4 protein-coding genes are annotated in these 18981 nt (G+C 73.2%); 3 read left to right on the forward strand and 1 reads right to left on the reverse strand.

Annotated features, from left to right (window positions below):
• Positions 1-409 precede the first annotated feature (409 nt).
• Positions 410-904, forward strand: coding sequence for a YbaB/EbfC family nucleoid-associated protein (locus AB0A74_RS39225; protein WP_358257777.1), 495 nt, complete (start codon positions 410-412; stop codon positions 902-904).
• A 17-nt stretch (positions 905-921) separates the two neighbouring features.
• Complete coding sequence (locus tag AB0A74_RS39230; protein WP_358257778.1) at positions 922-2583, forward strand: hypothetical protein; 1662 nt, start codon at positions 922-924, stop codon at positions 2581-2583.
• Here the strand turns inward: AB0A74_RS39230 and AB0A74_RS39235 are convergent.
• Positions 2580-2747 (reverse strand): hypothetical protein, encoded by a 168-nt coding sequence (locus AB0A74_RS39235; protein ID WP_343935495.1) that lies wholly within the window; start codon positions 2745-2747, stop codon positions 2580-2582. The two genes, AB0A74_RS39230 and AB0A74_RS39235, sit on opposite strands and share 4 nt — an antisense overlap.
• Between AB0A74_RS39235 and AB0A74_RS39240 the strand changes: the two genes are divergently transcribed.
• The gene (locus AB0A74_RS39240; protein ID WP_358257780.1) at positions 2731-18837 is read left to right on the forward strand and encodes a glycosyltransferase; all 16107 of its coding nucleotides are present in this window, start codon (positions 2731-2733) and stop codon (positions 18835-18837) included. The genes AB0A74_RS39235 and AB0A74_RS39240 overlap by 17 nt on opposite strands.
• The last annotated feature ends 144 nt before the right edge of the window (positions 18838-18981 follow it).

Below are 18981 nucleotides of genomic sequence, written 5' to 3' on the forward strand. Positions count from 1 at the left end.
ACTTTTGCTCGTTCCTCGCAAAACTTTCGGCGTCACCCGGGGAAATCTGTGGTAGCCCTTCGGGCAGGTCATACGGTGGGGAACACGAAGACCCCTTGTGGCTGGGAGCCCGGACCAAAAGCACGCCGCTGCGCGGCGGAGAACGCCGCTGGCGCGGCGAAGAGCGCGTCAGCGGCGTCGTTGTGCGGGGTGCTTCTTGCGGGTGCGGTTCGGAGTCCCGCAACCCCGGGTCCCGGCCCACCCCCACCCACCGCATCCCATCCCCACTCCGCAGCCCACCCCACTCCGCACCCCACTCGCACCCCACCACCGCCCCACCCACACCCCACCCGTTGGTGGCGCGTTGGGACCGCGTTGGCGGGTTCGGTTGAACTCCACCCTGCACCGGTATCCACCCCAGGAGGCAGCCTTGGACCCCCGCGCTTGGCTCGACGACTACGAGTCGCGGATCGCCGACCTGCAACGCAAGTCTGTCGACCTGCAGGAGAACTTCGCCGCCGCCAACGGGCGGGCGACCAGTCAGGACGGGCAGGTCACGGTCACCGTCGGGCCCAGCGGTGCGTTGATGAACCTCGAACTCGGCCACCGGGCCTGCGACCTCGGGCCCGCGCGGCTCACGGCGTTGATCCTGGAGACCGCGCGGTCCGCGCAGAAGGTCGCGGCGGCGCGCGTGGTCGAGGCGTTCGAGCCGCTGGGGGCGGACACCGAGGCCATGCAGTTCGTCCTCGACTCCATCGCCGCGCACGAGGAACCCGAGGAGGACGAGGACGCCTACGAGCCGGAGCCCGACCCGGAGCCCGAGCCGCAGCGCGTCCCGCCCCGGCCGCCCGTCGCCGCACCGCAGCGGCCCGTTCGGAGTGCGCCGCGCGACGACGACGAAGACGACGACAACCAGCCCTGGTGACCTAGGAAGGCGAAACCATGACCGCCCCCGACAAGCCGATCGCCTCGCCTCCCGGGATGGAGATCACCGAGGAGAACAAGTTCAAGGGCTCGTTGTTCATCGAGGCCTTCGACGGGCTGATCGACTCCATCGGCAAGGACGCCGAGTCCGAGACCGAGAGGGTCCTGGACATCACCTTCAACGCGATCGGCGCGGCGTCGTCGGTCGCCATGTTCGCCATGGACCCGTTCGGGTCGCTGCTCGGCGCGGGCATCGGGTGGTTGATCGAGCACGTGTCGTTCCTCAAAGAGGGTCTCGACCAGTTGATGGGCGACCCCGAGGACATCCAGGCCAACGTCGACGCGACCAAGAAGCAGGCCGCCGAGATCCGGGTCCTGGCCGAGGACCACAAGCAGGGCCTGGTCACGTTCGACGGCTGGACCGGGCAGTCGTCCGAGCGGTTCCAGGCGAGCATGGACGCGATGGGCAAGGAGCTCGACGAGCTCGCCAGCGCGGTCGAGACCAAGGCCAAGATCGTCGCGATCTGCGGCGTGCTGGTGCAGGTGCTGCGCGACATCGTCCGGGACATGATCTCGCAGCTGCTCGGTTCGCTGCTGGCGGGCGCGATCGCCGCCGCCGCCGCCGCGATCCCGACGTTCGGCGCGTCGATCGCCGCGTTCATCGGCTTCGCCGTCGGCAAGGCCGTCGCGCTGGCCACGAACATCGCGGCCCGCATCGCCCGGCTGATCGCCGCGCTGACCCGGAACATGGGCCGGATCAAGAACCTCGACGACGTCGTGACCAAGATCGGCAAGGGCTGGGACCGGTTCGAGAACATCGCCGACGTCGCCGAGATCACCTGGGAGGGCTACAAGGCCGCCAAGGACGTCGACAAGGACATCGACAAGGCGAAGAAGCAAGACGACGAGATGGACAAGGTCCAGGCGGCCAACGACAAGGCCAGGGAGGCCAACGAGAAGTACCAGGCCGCCAAGGACGAGGAGAAGAAGCAGGCCGACGAGGCCAAGGCCGCGGGCGACAAGCTCAGCGACGCCTCGGACAAGGCCGCCGAGGCCAACCGCAAGGCCCAGGAGGCGGCGAACGAGGTCAACCGGGCCGCCGCGTCCGGTGACCAGGCGGCCTACGACGCGGCGAAGGCGAAGTTCGACGCGGCCAAGGCCGAGGCGGACGCGGCCCGCGGCGAGGCGGCCAAGGCGGCGGAGGCCGCGGCCAAGGAAGCCCGGGACATGTCGGACGCGGCGAACAAGTCCAAGGAGGCCTTGGACGCCACCAAGGCGCCCGACGACGCCGCCAAGGCCGCCTACGACGAGTACAAGAAGAACAACCCGGGCGGTTCCGCCGACCCCGCCCAGGAGGCGGCGGCCAACGACATGTCCGCCAAGAACGACGCCGCGAAGACCGCGAACGCCAAGTACGAGCAGGCCAACGCCGACTTCGCCGCCGCCAACGCCGCCGCGGCCGAGGCCAACGCGAAGGCGTTCGCGTCCGGCAGCGACGCCGACATCGCGGCGGCCGAACGCGCGTCCAAGGCCGCGCAGGAGGCGGGCAAGTCCGTCGAGCAGGCCGCCGCCGAGGCGAAGTCGTCCGGCGAGGCCGCGAAGTCCGCCTACGACTCCTACCAGGCGAAGTACTCCGCGCCGTCCACGCAGCCGGGCAGCTCGCCCAAGGTCCAGGTCTAGCCACCCCGCAGGAGAGAACCGCTCATGGCGCCCAAGAACCCCGGTGGCGGCAGCAGCACCAGCCCGTCGCCGTCGCCGTCGCCTTCCCCGTCACCGACGCCGCCCCCGCCGCCGGTGGGTGGTCCGACGGGGTCGTCCGGGTTCGGCATGAGCAGTTCCACCATGGACGGCCTGCAGTCCAAGGCGGGTGACTTCCAGTCGCGGTTGAACGCCATCACCGGCGGGTTGCGCGGGTTGCAGCTCGGCGGGAACGCGTTGGGCCCGATCGGCCTGTTCGCCGTGCCGGCGCTGAACAACTCGAACAACAACTCGGTGGCGCAGGCGGAGCGGGCGGCGACGACGTTCGGCAACGTCCAGGCGGGGTTGAAGGCGACGGCGCAGACGCACTTCGACACGGACCGGAACAGCCAGAAGGAGTTCACCAAGTTCAACCCGGACTCGGGCGCGCAGAAGCCGCCGGGCGGCCCGACCACCGCGCCACCGGTGTCGCCGAAACCGTCCGGTCCGCAGGTCAGCGCGTTCGGCGGGGTGAAGGGCGGCAGCGGCGCGGGCGTCCCCGGCGCCGCACCGCCCGGCGGCCCGTCGGTCGGTCCGATCACGGGTCCTAAGGGTGGTGCGGGGACCGCGCCTTCGGGCGGCCCCAAGACACCCGGCGGACCGTCCGTCGGCCCGATCACCGGTCCGAAGGGCGGAGCGGGGACCGGGCCCTCGGGCGGCCCCAAGACTCCAGGCGGACCGTCCGTCGGGCCCATCACCGGCCCGAAGGGCGGGGCGAACACCACCCCGACCGGCGGCGGCAAGACGACCGGCGGGCCGTCGGTCGGCCCGATCACCGGCCCCAAGGGCGGCGGTTCGGTGCCCGGCGGCGTCCCGGGCGGCATCCCGGGCGGCATTCCCGGCGCCACCCCACCCGGCACCAAGTCCCCCGGCGGCACTCCCGGCGGCGGCCCGAAGGTGCCCGGCGGCGTCCCCGGCGGCATCCCGGGCGGCATCCCCGGCACGACCCCACCCGGCGCCAAGTCCCCCGGCGGCACTCCCGGTGGCACTCCCGGTGGCGGCTCCAAGTCCCCCGGTGGCGTCCCGGGCGGTGTCCCGGGCGGGGTTCCCGGCAGCAACCCTCCTGGCAGCAACCTGGGTCCGGGCGCGAAGACCGCCGTCGGCGCGGTCCCCACCGCCACCCCGCCCGCCACCGCACCACCCGGCACCTCCCCCAAGGGCGGCACCCCGTCCCCGATGGCCGGCGGCGTGCCCCCGATGGCCGCGGCCCCCGGTGGTCCGGCGGCGGCGAACACCGATCGGTCGAGCAAGTTCACCGGTGGCACCAACGCCGGCAAGGGCGTCTTCGACACCCCCAAGCCGCCCACCGGCAACGGCACCATCGACAAGGCCCCGACCTCGTCCCCGTCCACGCCGCACTCCGCGCCGCCGTCACCCAAGACCGACACCGGCAGCCCGAAGCCACCCCCCGGCCCCTCCGCGCCACCGGTGACGTCCACGCCCAGCCCCGCCACGCCCAACCCGAACCCCGCCGGCCCCAAGCCCACCGGCCCGAACACGCCCAACACCCCCGGCCAGAACACGCCCGGCCAGAACACGCCACCGTCGGGCGCGCAGCCGAAGCCCGCCGTCCCCACGCCCACGGCCAACGCCGCCGCCACCCCGCCCGTCACCCCCGGCGCGGTGCCACCGCCGGCGGCCACCCCGGGTGCGAACCCGCCCGGCACCGACCGCACCAGCAAGTTCACCGGCGGCCCGACCAAGGGCGTCTTCGACACGCCCAAGCCCGCCACCCCGGACGGCACCATCACCAAGGCCCCGCCGACCTCCCCCTCGACCCCACCCCCGGCCCCCACGCCGACCCCGGTCACCCCCACCGCGGACCAGCAGCCCCGCACCCGCCCGGCACCCCCGCCCTCCACCTCCCCGACGCCGACCCCCAACCCCAACCCGAACCCGACCGTCCCCCCGCCCACCACGAACACCGGCACCAACGCCGGCCCGAACCCCATCGGCCCCAACCCCACCGGGCCGAACGCCGGGCCGAACGCCGGCGCGAACCCGAACCCGAACCCCGCCACACCCGCCCCCACCACACCCCCCACCGGCCCCACGGTGAACCCCACCGTCACCCCGACGGTCGTGGGCGGCGTGGTCGTCAACAACGGCGGCAGGTTCCAGTTCGGCCCGCGTCCGCAGGGGCCCCGCCTCGCCGGCATCGTCACGACCATCCGCAACCTCGGCCGCTTCTTCGCGCCGACCCCCACCCCGCCCCCGACCCCGACGTCACCCCCCACGCCGACGGTCACCACCCCCAGCCCGATGGCACCGGTGCTCAAGCCGAGCGCCAACCCCGCCGCGGTCGACGTCCCCACGCTCAAGCAGCACATCACCCAGGCCGTGCAGCAGGGAGCGCCCATCCGCGCCCGCATCCTGCTCAACCGCCTCAACGGCACCGACGTCCACGCCGAGCTCCAGGCCCACTTCGACCAGGAAGTGGCGAACAACCCGAGCGTCCCGCCGGTCGACGTGCCCAAGCAGGTCAACTTCGTCTGGTTCGGCGCCACGCCCAAGCCCGGCGCGGTCGAGAACATGGTCCAGTGGGCCGGCAAGGCCGCCGACACCGACGGCCAGTGGAAGATCACCCTCTGGACCGACAAGGGCGCGGCCAAGTGGGACCCGGCCGTGGTCCAGCAGCTCAACGACGCCGGCATCGAGATCAAGACCGACACCGACGCCCTGGTCAACGACCTGTCCCTCGACGTCGAGAGCCGCGCCGAGAACCGCAAGCCGACCCTCGCCGAGATCTACAAGAAGTCCGAGCAGGTCGGCGCGTACAACCTCGCCTCCGACATCGCCCGCTACGCCGTCCTGGCCAAGCAGGGCGGCGTCTACGCGGACGTGGACATCGCCCCCGGCTCGGTGAACCTGACCGACGTCGGCGACATGCGCATGCAGCAGGACGACGTCCCGCTGTTCGCCCCGCGCCTGCGCGACGAGAAGAGCGTCCGCGACGAGCTGGGCCTGGGCAAGGACGACCCGATCAGCCCCGAGCAGGTGAACGAGGCCGCCGCCGGCCGGTACGAGAAGGGGTCGCTGAACAACAACTTCATCGTCGCGCCGCCGAGTTCGAACTTCATCCGGGCGTTCGCGGACACCATCCCGCAGAAGTACACGTCCCTGAAGAACCAGATGCCGCCCAAGACCTTCGACAGCGAGTTGAAGAACCTGGCGTCGGACATCTCCGGCCCGACCGTGCTCAACGACTCGCCGGTCCCGTGGATGAAGCCGTCCGACGGCCTCATGGGCCGCTACACCATGCACAACTCGGACCTCGGCTTCCAGCCGGTGGAGAACGGCCCGCTCAAGCCGCTGGTCAAGCCGACCGACTTCCAGGCCCTGTTCGACCCGGCGGTCAAGGACAAGTGGTCGGGCCTGCAGTGGGTCACCGACCTGAGCAGCGACCAGCTCGACACCCCCGCCGGCCCGTCGAACGACCCCGGCTCGTCCAGCCGCCCCGCACCGCAACCCACGGTCACCCCGGACACGCCACCGGCCACCACGCCACCGGGCACGACGCCACCGGCCACCACGCCACCGCCGGCCGCCGACGCCCCGCCGCGCAGCCGGGACGTCGCCAACGACGAGTCGTGGCGGCACAGCACCGACAGCACCGCCGACTGGTCCAACCCGGACAACCCGCAGCCGTCGAGCCGGTGGGACGACGTGCGGGACAAGGCTCCCGTGCGCACGGTGAACACCGAGGTCGCCGACGTGCAGCGGTCGAGCACGCCGAACAACATGGACTCCATCACCGGTCTCATCCGGCACGACGTGCGGCGGATGGAGGTGGCACCCGGGCACTGGGTCAAGGAGTACACGCTCAAGGTGCACCTCAACCCGGCGGCCGACGTCCCGCAGTCCACTGTGGACGACGTGCGGAACCGGGCCACCGAGGGCGTGGACCGCTTGCTGAACAAGGGTTACCGGCTGCCGTCCGGTGACCAGTTCCACGCGCGCGTCGAGTTCGTCACCGACCCCGCGCAGGCGCACACGAGCATCAACGTCTCCACGAACCCGAACGCGGACCAGCTCAACTGGAGCACCGGCTCGTCGGCGAACGTGCTGGCGCACGAGGTCGCGCACTACTTCGGCCTGCCCGACGAGTACAAGGACGCCGCCGGCCCGGACGCGCGCATCTTCAACAGCGACGGCAAGCCGCTGCCCGCCGGGCACACGCCGTCGAACTACGTGGTGCAGGACAACGGCCTGATGGGCGCGGGCGTGGACGCCGACCCGGCGCTCAAGCCGCGGCACCTGTGGCAGATCGAGCGGACCACCAACAGCCAGGTGATGGTCCCCGACGCCGACCACGCCACCCTGAACAACCCGGACAGCCCGCGCCAGTCGCCGCCCCCGCGCCTGCCCGACCACGGCACCCGCCCGGTCACCGACGTCCGAGCCACCGACGCCCAGGCCACCGTCCCACCCCCACCGCCGCCGCCACCCCCGGCACCGCCGACGAACACGCCCAACACCACCACCGCACCCAACACGACCACCGCACCCAACACGACCACCGCACCCAACACGACCACCGCGGCCAACACCCAGAACACGCCACCGCCGCCACCGCCCCCTCCGGCGAACAACGGCGCTCCGGGCGCACCCCCACCGCCGCCGCTCCCGAACAACGGCAACCAGGGCGCGCCGCCGCCCCCGCCCGCACCCAACGGCGGGCCGCCCGGTGGTCCGCCCCCGCCGCCGCCCCCGGGCGGTTCGCAGCCGTCGTCGCACGCCGGCCCGTCCGCGCCGCCCGCGACGTTCGCGGCGCGCCTCGACCAGTCCCTGACCGAGGGCATCTCGGCGAACCTCCCCGAGACGCTCCCGTCGATGCCGATGGACATCGCGGGCGTGCAGGTGGACGTCGGCCAGATCCAGGCCGGTTTCGACGCCCTGTTCGACACCCTCCAGCACGACTACGGCGTCACCACGCGGCCCGCCGTCAACCCGGACCTGGTCGTGCGCCTGGACGAGGGGACCTTCGCCCGGCACTTCGCCGTCCAGCAGGCGATGGACGAAGCCCTCAACACCACGGACCGCGGCGAGTCCGACCTGACCGTCGACCAGCTCACCGGCCAGGGCATCGACCCGGGGCAGGTCCGCGCCGAGATCCTCAGCCCCGACTTCCTGGCCCGCCTGAACAACGGCGACCCGGACGCGGTGGCCCGCCTCGACGCCGTGCTCGACCAGGTCTCCGCGCTCAAGGCCGGGAGCGGCGACGTCGACGCCATGCGCACCCAGCTCATCCAGAACACCAGCACCAACCCGGCGCGCGCGATCAACGGCCACGTCCTGCTCAACACCAGCCACCTCAACGGCCTGAGCACCGACCCCGCGCGCCGCGCCGACGCCATCCGGCACCTCCTGGTGCACGAGTTCATGCACGCCCACTCGGTGGGCAGCGACCAGACCTTCGCGCACCGCCACGGGGAGGGCGGCGTCTACAGCGCCAACCTCAACCCCGACGAGGCGATGACCGAGCTGCTCGCCCGCCGGGTCACCGACGCCCTGGCCCAGCGCCTGGGCGAAACGCCGCAGTACAACGAGTTCCCGAACGGCGGCAACCGCTACCAGGACAACATCAACCGCCTCACCGGCGAGCTGAACAAGCCGAACCGCACCTGGGCCCCGTTCAACGCGGACCAGACGTTCCGCACGATGCTCGGCGAGTACTTCGGCACCCCCACGACGACCCCGCAACCGGCGACCCGCCAAGCCCCCTCGACCGGCACCGACCCGGGCGGTCCGAGCAACCAGGGCACCCCGCCACCTCCGCCCGGCAACCAGGGCGCGCCACCGCCGCCGCCCGGACCGCCCCCGCCGCCCCCGCCCGGTGGCGACCCGGGACCGTCGCAGCAGGCCTCGGCACCCCCGGCCCAACCGGCGTCGTTCTCCCAGCAGCGCGACACCCGGCTGACCCAGGGCGTCCTCGACCGCATGCCGGCGGACATCCCCCCGGCCACGCTGCGCATCGCGGACGTCGACGTGGACACCGCCGAGGTCCAAGCCGGCCTGGACGCGCTGTTCGACACCCTCCAGACCGAGTTCGGCCTGCCCCCGGTCCCCGCGCCGACGGTCAACCCCGACCTGGTGGTGCGGCTCGACGAGCCGACGTTCGCCCGGCACTTCGCCGTCCAGCAGGCCCTGGACGAAGCGCTGCGCACGCGGGGCCGCGGCCCGTCCGACCTGACCGTCGAGCAGCTCACCCAGCAGGGCGTCAACCCGGAGCAGGTGCGCGCCGAGATCCTCGACCACGACTTCCTCGACCGCCTCCACCGGGGCGAAGCCGACGCCACGAACCGGTTGAACGGCCTGCTCGACACGGTCGCGCGCCTCAAGGCCGGCTCGGGCGACGTCCAGGCCATGGTGGACACCCTCGTGGAGAACACCCGCACCAACCCGGCGCGGGCGATCAACGGGCACGTCCTGGTCAACCTCGGCCAGCTCGACGACCTCGCCACCAACGACCAGCGCCGGGCCGACGCCGTCCGGCACCTCCTGGTGCACGAGTTCATGCACGTCCACTCGGCCGGCAGCGACCAGACCTTCGCGCACCGCGACGGCGCGGGCGGCGTCTACAGCGCCAACATCAACCCCGACGAGGCGATGACCGAGATGCTCGCGCGCCGCGTCACCGACGCCTTGGCGCAGCGGCACGGCGAGACCCCGCAGTACATCGAGTTCCCGAACGGCGACCTGCGCTACCAGCGCAACATCGACGACCTGAACGACGTGTTCGACCGCCCACGCCGCCCGTGGGACGACTTCAACGCCGACGGGTCCTTCCGGACGATGGTCCGCGACTACTTCGGCTTCCGCGACCCCGCGCCGGCCACCGGCGCCGGCGCCGCCCCCGGCGACCAGGGCGCCCCGCCCCCACCGCCCGGCGGCCACGGCGCACCGCCACCCCCGCCACCCCCGCCACCCCCGCCGCCCCCACCGGGCGGCAACAACGTGCCACCGCCGCCCCCACCGCCGCCCGGCGGCACGAACAACGCGCCGGGCGGCAGCAACAACGCACCGCCGCCCCCACCCCCGCCACCGCCCCCGCCGGGCGGCAACAACGCGGCGAACCAGAACCCGCCCGCCGGTCAGCAGCCGCCGACCGGTGACCGGAGCGTGCCCCCGCCACCGCCGCCCCCGCCCCCCCCCCGCACCCGCCCGGCGCCGCCGCAGGCGATCCCGCTGGTCGTGGTCACCCCGCCGGTGCCCCCGACGGTCCTCCCCGGCCCGCTGCCGCCGTTCTTCCAGGGCAACCAGGCCCTGGGCACGATCGCCACCAACGACGTGCACGGCGTGGACCGGGTCACCGGCGCCGTCTCCACCATGCTCACCACGCAGAACCCGAACGGCCGGCAGCTCGGCGTCGACCACCTCGGCCACGAGCTGAGCACCAACTTCGAGTCGTTCCTCGGCCCCGGCCGCACCTTCCAGGTCAAGGTCGGCGGCACGTGGCTCGACGCCAAGGTCCAGGCCGTCCTGCAGAACCCGACCGGTGACACGACCAGCCGCCCGCCGCAGACCACCAAGGTGGACATGCAGGTCAACAGCGGCGCCGGCACGTCCACCACGACCAACCTCACCACCGCGAACACCGTGGGCGTCAGCGCGTCCGCCAGCCAGGGCCTCGGCGCGTACGGCGCGCTCTCGGTCAGCACCCCGCTGTCCACCCCGGCCACCACCAGCACCACGAGCACGGCCACGGTGGACAACCGGGTGATCCGCGCGGGCGAGACCTCGACGCGGGTGGACGTCCCGGTGTCGGTCCTGGTCACCCTCACCGACCCGGTCACCGGCACGGTCCTGGACCAGGCGAGCGTCCGCACCGAGGACGGCGGCCCGGTCGGCGTGTCCCTCCAGATCCCCGACGACCTGCGCAACCTCGGTCCCGGCAAGCCCGGCGACGTCCGGCCGCCGAACGACGACTGGGGCACCCGGGTCGAGCACGTCGTCCCGGAGGCGGTCCACGTCGACCCGGCCGACGCGAACGCGGCGTTCAAGGCGCTGTCCGAGGCCCTGCACCCGTCGATCACGCTGCCCGGCGCGGACGGCCGCACCCAGCTGCGCGACTTCCTCAGCGGCACGAACATCCGCGACAACTTCGGCCCCATGCTCGGCGGCTGGGTCACCTCGCCCAACCTGACCAGCCCGAACGGCGGTCACACGGGCGCGGTGCGGATGACCGCGCACCCGGTGACCGCGGAACTGGTCGGCACCCACAGCGCGGCCCAGCTGCGCCTGCACGACGCCACCACCACGGGCACCGGCGTCAGCTCCACGGTCAGCAGCGGCTTCGACGTGAGCGCGGCGGTCGGCGGCGGCGTGGGCGCGCCCAGCGTCGGCGTCGGCTCGGCCGGCCTCACCGGCAGCTACGGCGCGAAGACGTCCGTCACCGCCAACGCCGGCACCACCACGACCAACAAGACCGGCATCCAGGTCAAGGGCGACACCGGCCTCTACAAGGTGACGACGAACGTCGAGGTGCAGACGTCGAACGGGAAGAGCTTCACCTTCCCCGTCACCTCCTACGTCCGCATGGGCCTGCCCGAGGCCGCCGCGCACGGCCTGCCCACCCCGGACGGCACGCGCGACACCACCACCCGGCCGACCAAGGACGGCAAGCCGCGCTACGAACCGCTCTACCTGTCCACGGGCCTGGCCGCGGGCAACATCCGGGTCGGCGAGTTCGCGCCGGCGAGCGGCGTGCAGCCGACCGTCGAGCAGGCGTTGCGCGACGTCCCGGAGCTCAAGGGCCTCCTGCCGGACTGGGAGAAGGCCGGCGACCGCCTCAAGACCGGCCACAAGTCCGCGGAACTGACCCAGCAGCTGGCCAACCAGCGCAAGCTGGACGCGGAGCTGTCGCCCACCGCGTTGAAGTCCAAGATGGACAGCCTGCTCGGGCCGGGCGTCCAGGTGCAGTTCAAGCGCGAGGGCACCGCGCACGACACCTTCGTCAACGTCAAGGTCACCGCGAAGCTGTCCGAAGGCACGCACCTGGGCGAGGCGGACGCGCGCAACATCCGCGGCTCGTCGTCCACCGCGCCCAAGCTGGACAGCGCCGCGAGCACCCAGAAGGGGTTCAGCGGGGGCGTCGAGGGCCGCGGCGGCGCGTCGCTCAAGCCGCCGGGCGCGAGCGTGTCGCCGACCGCGACGCTGGCCGCGAAGTACAACCAGTCCACGGCTGTGAAGACGACCGCGGGCCCGACGGTGAGCAGCACGTCGCTGCACGTGGGCAGCGCGGACGCGCAGGTCTTCGCGCACGACGTCGAGTTCACCGTCGAGATCACCGAGTTCAGCCGCACGCAGTCGTGGGTCAAGCGGGTCACGATCGGCTCGCCGAACCTCCAGGTGCCGGACCCGAAGCCGGTCGCCACCATCACCTCGGCGGACAAGCCGGAGCTCGGCGGCAAGGTCCACCTGTGGGTGTCGGACGGGTCGGCGCTCAAGACCGACCAGTCGTCGTTCAAGCCGGGCGACCCGACCACCGTGCCGCTGCCGCCGAACGTCACCGTCTCGTCGGTGCTCAACCCGCCCACGGCCAAGCCCAAGCAGCCCGACTGGCTGCACGTCGAGGCCGTGGCGAACGCGGAAGTCCTGAAGGACAACGCGATCAAGCTGCTCAACGAGGCCGCGGGCGGCAAGGACACCGCGCTCACCGTGCCCGGCACGGAGTCGCGCAACCAGATCGACCGGATGTTCTCCCCGGAGAACCTCAAGGCGAACCTGCGCAAGATGGCCGAGACCGGCGTCGGCGAGACCGGCCTGCGCTACGACCGGCGGGTCGCCGACCGGACCGGCGCGATCGGCATGTCCGTCGAGCTGAGCGCGCCGCGCCTGGTGTCGGTCTCGGACATCACGCCGACCGAGAACGCCACCACCGGCGGCGCGAAGGCGGCCGAGACCACGACCAAGGGCAAGTCGGTCGACGGCACGGTCTCCGCCGGTTTCGGCGCGCGGCCCAGCGGCGCGTCCCCGAAGGGCGCGAGCGGGTTCACCGCGCAGGCCAAGTGGACGCCGTGGTCCAAGTCCGACGCGAAGGCCACCGAGGTCGGCGGGTCCGTGGACCGCAACCTGGTCACGCCGCCCGCCGAACGCACCGTGCTGGTGCAGATGGACGCCACGTTCACCGTCGCGACCGAGAGCCGCAACGAGAACGTGGCGCACAAGGGCGCGCCGCAGGCGAAGGCGGCGGCCGTGGTCATGCCGGGCGGCGTGTTCGTGCGGGTCAGCGAGCAGACCGCGCGCGAGATGGGCCTGCTGCCGGACGTGAAGCAGCCCGAGCCCGCCAAGCACGGCACGATGCAGCCGCCCAAGCGGCTCAACCCGAACGAGCCGGGCGCGCTGGGCCTGAGCCTGGTGGACAAGGCGCCCGACCTGTCCGCGACCGTGAAGGACCTCGCCGCCCAGATCACCAAGGACACCGGGCTCATCCCGGACTCGGTGCTGGACGACTCGATGAGCAACCTCCAGCGCCTGGTCGACCTGACCTCGCCCACCGGCGTGAAGGCGCTGGTGGACAGCGCGCTGGACGGCGGCGTGCCGCTGCTGCTGCACAAGCCCGGCGCGGTCCTCGGCAAGGACAGCTACCAGGTCACGCTGAAGGCGCACGTCGGCGTGCCGGTGTTCGACAAGGCGGTCAACGACGGCCGCGAGATCGAGCACACGATCTCGGGCACCCGCAAGGACTCCGAAGCGCACGGCAAGGGATCGAGCTGGGGCCTGGGCGTGAAGGTGCCCGGCAGCGCGGTGCCCGACGCGTCCGGCAACCTCTCCGGCAACGTCGGCGTCGCGGTCGGCGCGAACGTCGGCTTCGGGCAGACCAAGACCACGACCGAGGCCACCACCGACCAGTTCGGGCACCTGCGCGCGGGCAGCGGGCCGGCCGTCCGCTACGACGTGCCGGTCCGGTTCGAACTGGTGGTGGAGAAGGGCAGCAAGGTCGTCGGCAAGGCCGTGAGCCCGGAGACCACGCTGGGCGTGCGGCTGCACGCCGACAGCGTGCGGGTGCAGCCGCCGACCGGGCCGGAGGCGCGCGACGGCTACCGGGCCGAGGCGGACAGCCGGCCCGCGACCGACGCCGCGCCGGACCGGGTCACCGCGTGGCAGAGCGGCGGCGTGGACCTGCCGACCACCGCGTCCGTCGAGGGCATGCGCGGCGCGGCGGACGTGCGGCGGGCCGCGATCGCGGCGTTGCAGAAGGCGGGCGCGGGCAGCGGGATCACCGGCAAGGGCACGGCCCCGCTGAACGCCCTGCTGACCACGCTGAGCTCCGAGCACCTCCAGCCGAGCCTGCCCGGCATGACCAAGGCGCCGCTGGACGTGCCCGGCCTGCACGAGTCCACGCTGGGGTCGGCGCAGCACGCGGACCTGAAGGTGTACGCGCGGCTGGTGAACCCGCGGCTCGGGTCGCTCAGCGACTCGGTGAACCTGGAGAACCCGACCACGACCGTGCACGCGGTGTCCACGGACGTGAAGTCCGCGCAGACCGGCGACGTGTCGATCGGGATCGCCAGTGGCGGGTTCTCGCAGGCCGCGAAGGACGCGCAGGGCAACCCCGACCCGGTCCACACGCCGAACTTCGGCACCAGCGGCGTGGAGGCCAAGCACGCGAGCGAGGCGTCCACCACGGACTCGTCCGGGCCGACCGGCAACAAGGTGCAGAACCTCAAGCCGCAGGGCCGGACCGGGCTGGTGGAGTTCGACGTCGAGTACCGGGTCGTGGCCGACCTGGGCGGCGGGAAGGTCGGCGTGTACGACCTGAGCGTGCCCGGTTCGGCGGACGTCCGCCTGCCCGCCGCCGAGCTGGAGACCCTCCTCGGCAAGCCGCTGGGCGACGACCTGGGCGCGGCGCAGCAGGAGGTCGCCGACACCGCGAAGGCGTGGCGCACGGCCGAGGTCGCGGTGGACGACGCCCGCCACGCGGCGCAGGACCTGATCACCGAGTCCGCCGCCGCGAAGGCGGACGCGCAGAAGGCCGTCGCCGACGCCCGGGAGACCCTGGACGAGGCCGTCACCGCGCACACCCTGGCGACGCGGAACCTGCCCGACCTCCAGCAGGCGCTGGAAGACGCGCAACTGGAGGAGCGGACGGCCCGCGAGGAGCTGGGTCGCGTGCAGGGGGACATCCCCGACCTCGAACGCCTGGCCCGCCGCACGGCCACGCTGGCCGGTCTCGCCGACGAGGACGTGCGGACGACCGGCGAGACCGTGGCCGCGCGGGAGACCCAGGTCCGCACGGCGAACGAGCGCCTGGTGCTGGCCAACGAGAACCTCAAGGCCGCGAACGGCGCCCTGGCGGCGTTCACCGGTCCGCCCGAGGCGCGCGGCGGCCTGGAGACCGAGGTCCAGGAGGCGGCCGACGCCGTCGAGGCCCGGGAGAAGGACCTGGAGAAGCTCGCGAAGAACCTCCAGGACGCGCGCGACGAGCACCAGGCCGCGCTGGACGAGCAGAAAGACACCAAGGAGGCCGCCGAGAAGGCCGCCAAGAAGCTGGAGGACGCGCAGAAGGCCGAGCAGGCGGCGATCGAACGGGTCGCCCTGGCCACGACCGCGGTCGTGCGGGCCGAGCTGGACCTGGAGCCGGTGGCCGAGGCGGCGGCGAAGGCCGAACTGGACCGCCAGGCGGCCCAGACGGCGTTCGACCTGGCGGTTGACGACGGCCGCCGGGTGGTGCGGGACGCCGACCAGGCGATCCTGGACGCCGAGACGACCCTGGCCGAACGCCGCGCGGCAGCCGACGCCGAGCAGGCCAAGTGGTGGGCGGCGAAGTCGGCGGTGGACCAGCGGATCACCACCTTCAACGCGACTCCGCCACCACCCCCGCCCCCGCCCCCGCCCGCGAACCAGCCACCCGCCGCCCAGACCCCGCCGGACGCCGAGTCGGAGATCCAGCCGGCCGCAACCCACACGCCGACCGCGCCCGTGCAACCGCCGGCCGCAACCCACACGCCCACCGCGCCCGTGCAACCGCCGGCCGCGCCCCATGCGCCGGCCCCGCCCGGCACGCCCGTGCAACCGCCGGCCGCCCCGCTGCCGGTCACCCCCAGGTCGGCCCCGACCGGTCCCGCGCCGGAGCGGTCGTTCGACTTCGCCGGCACGCTCTCCGACACCCAGCGCGCCGAACTCGACACCCTCGCCGCCGAGCTCACCGAGGCCACCGCCCAGCGCGACCGCCTCGGCTACCTGCCACCCACCGTCGAGGTCTCCGGCGCGAACGCCGACACCGTGGCGCAGGCCCTCGCCGAGCAGGGCATCGAGTCCAAGGTCACCCCGGGCCGCGCCGACGGCGTGGACGTCAAGGTCGATTGGGACCTCAAGCGCCCCGAAGGCCACGTCACCCCCGTCCCACCGGTGGGCACGAAGATCACCGGAACGGTGATCACGTCCCCGGAACCGTCACGCTCCGTCCTGGACGACCCGTCCTGGCGGCACAGCACCGCCCCCGACGCGGACTGGTTCACCCCCGCCAACCCCGTCCCGAACACCGCCATCGAGGAGGCCCGCGCCACCGCCCCGGTCACGTCCACCGTCCGCGGCGAGGACAGCGGTGTGCTGACCAACTCCGCCGTCACCCCCGAGGGCATCACGCTCAACGCGTGGCGCGGCCCGATCGCCTACGACGTCCGCACCATGACGATCGACGGCGTCGAGGTCCACGACCTCACCGTCCGGCTCCACCTCGACGGCCACCCCGACCAGGCGGCGGCCGTCCGGGAGCGCACCCGCGCCGGGATCGAGGAGCTGTTCAACCGGGGCAACCGGCTCCCGGGCGGCGGCCAGCTCCACGTCACCGTCGAGTTCGCCGACCACCCCGCCGACGCCCACGCCACGATCACCCTCACCGACCCCGCGGGCCGCGCCGACCAGCTCACCTGGCCGGTCGACACGGACGCCCGCCGCCTGGCCCACGAGGTCGGCCACTTCCTCGGCCTCCAGGACGAGTACCTGGAGACCGACGCGGTGAAGCCGGTCTTCCAGCACCAGGACGGCAAGGGCCGGGTGGTCGCCGACAACGCCCCCATGACCGCCGGCATCGACGCCCCCGACACCGCCCTCATGCCCCGCAACGCGTGGCTCATCGCGAGCCGCATGAAGGCGTTGGAATCGCCGAACCCGCCCACCGCCGGACCGTGGACGGACCAGGCCCCGCCCCCGCACGCGCCGCCCGCCAAGCGCACGGTGGACGACATGGAGATCGACGACGTCCCCGGCGAGCAGTCCAACAAGCGCTGGGAACGCGAGGGCGACGACCCGTCCGACGGGGACGAGGACGTCGAGATGACCGAGGACGGCACGGTCACCCCCGACAACCCGGGCGGCATCCAGAACGCCGCCTTCGAGAACCTCGCCGGGGGCCGCCCGCTGACCCCGATCACCCCGGCCGACTACCTCGACCGCACCCGCCGGGGCATCGCGGCCAACGAGCCGCCCGCGTTCGTCGTCAACATGATCGTCCGCGCCGGCGAGCTCGACCAGCTCGACGCGGTCATCGCCGGCGTCATGGCGAACACCCCGCCCGAGCTGCACGGCCGGGTCGCGTTCGTCCTCGGCGTCAACGCGGCGACCCGCCAGGAGATCGACACCGCGCTGGCCGCCGCGAACGCCGCGGTCCAGGCCCGCCCGGAACCGATCGCCCTGGTGAACCTGCCCCACCCGAACCGGGGCTTCGCGTTCGGCGAGACCCGCAACCGGACGATGGACAGCGGCGCCCACCGGTTCGCCGTCCACGCCCTCGCCGCCGGCGGCGCTCACCCGTACGTGTCGGTGATGGACTTCGACGCGAGCGACCGCCGCACCCCGTCCGGCGACCACGTCTTCGCGCACGTGACGACCCTCATGGCCGCCACGGACGTGGACGACAACCCCGAACCGCTGCGCCCGCTGCTCGTCGGCGGCGGCTACCGGGTCACCGACCCGGCCCAACTGGTCCAGGACACCCTCGCCCGGATCAACGCCGACCAGTCCCTCACGCCCGAGGCCCGGCAGTCCCTTGTGGACAGTGTGCTGCACCCGGACTTCGTGCCGAACTTCGAGCAGCACGTCGCGGCCGACATGCACGCCCGCCGCAACCAGTCCGGCATCCACCCGCTGCTGCCGTACACGCCGGAGCCGAACCTGTTCTTCGACGCCCTGGTGCCGCTGGTGGACGACACGGTCCGGTTCGGGCCCGACGGCGCGGAGTTCGGCGGCCTGGGCCGGTCGCTCAACCGGTTCTACGCGACCGAGCTGGCCGCCGTGCACGCGCCGGACCTCGCGAACGACGACCCGGACGACGTGCGGGAGCGGGTGAACGTGGACGCGCAGAACAACCGGCACCCGGTGCGCGGCCTGGCGTTCGCCACGGACTTCGTGGACGGCGCGACCGGCACCGACCTGTCCCGCCTGGCCTACGGCCACCTCAGGGACGGCAGGCTGCCCCAGTCGCACACGGCGCTGCCCAACGTCACCGAGCGGTTCGTGGCGAACAAGGCGGCCAAGCAGGGCACCCGGTTCGCCAACCAGCGCGAGCAGGCCGCGAACGGCACCGTGCCCGAGCCGTTCCCGGTGCCGCCGCCCGGCCGGTCCTCGACCACGTGGAACCCGTCCACCCGGACCCGCACCGAGCTGGGCGCGCCGAAGAAGAACGCGCTCAACCCGGCCGTCTCGACGCCGCTGCCCGCGCCGTTCCAGGGCGTCACCGCGGGTGTCCAGCCGGAGCACAAGGTCGTGTCGGCGCACGGCCTGGTCACCTCCGACCACGTCAGCGAGGCCCGCCGGCACCTGCGGTTCATCGCCGGGGACCTGCTGCCGACCGCCCCGCCGCCCACCGCCGACGGCCTGTACGCGGCGGTCGGCCAGGCGGCCGGCGTCGATCCGGTGGCCCTGCGGCACGGCGTGGTGACGGCGGCGGCCGACGAGGCCACCGCGCACACCGTGGCGGAGTTCACCGTGGCGCGCCCGATGCGCCGGGGCCACCTGTACGGGGCGCTGGTGGAGAACCTGAACTGGACGTTCCGCGACCCGGCGGAGAACGCGCGGGCGGGCAACGCGCGGGACCTCACCGGCCGGCTCATCGCCACCCGGTTGGGCGTGAACGTGGTGATCCACCAGGGCGGCCAACCGACCGTGCTGCACCCCTTCACCGGCCCGGCGCAGCACTCGGTGGAAATCGAACTCGTCGTGGTGAACGGGGTCGCGACTTACCGCAGGCGCTGAGCCCGAAGGCGATCGGCGAAAAATCTCGAAATGGTCTCGGAAGTGCGGGGGGGGGGGGGGGGGCCCCGGGGGGGGGGGGCCCCCCCCCCCCCCCGCCCGGGGGGGGTTGTTTGAGTAAAGGGGGGCCAAAAGTTTGTTGAGGTG

It is taken from the genome of Saccharothrix sp. NPDC042600, from assembly GCF_040647305.1.
GTDB lineage: Bacteria > Actinomycetota > Actinomycetes > Mycobacteriales > Pseudonocardiaceae > Actinosynnema > Actinosynnema mutabilis.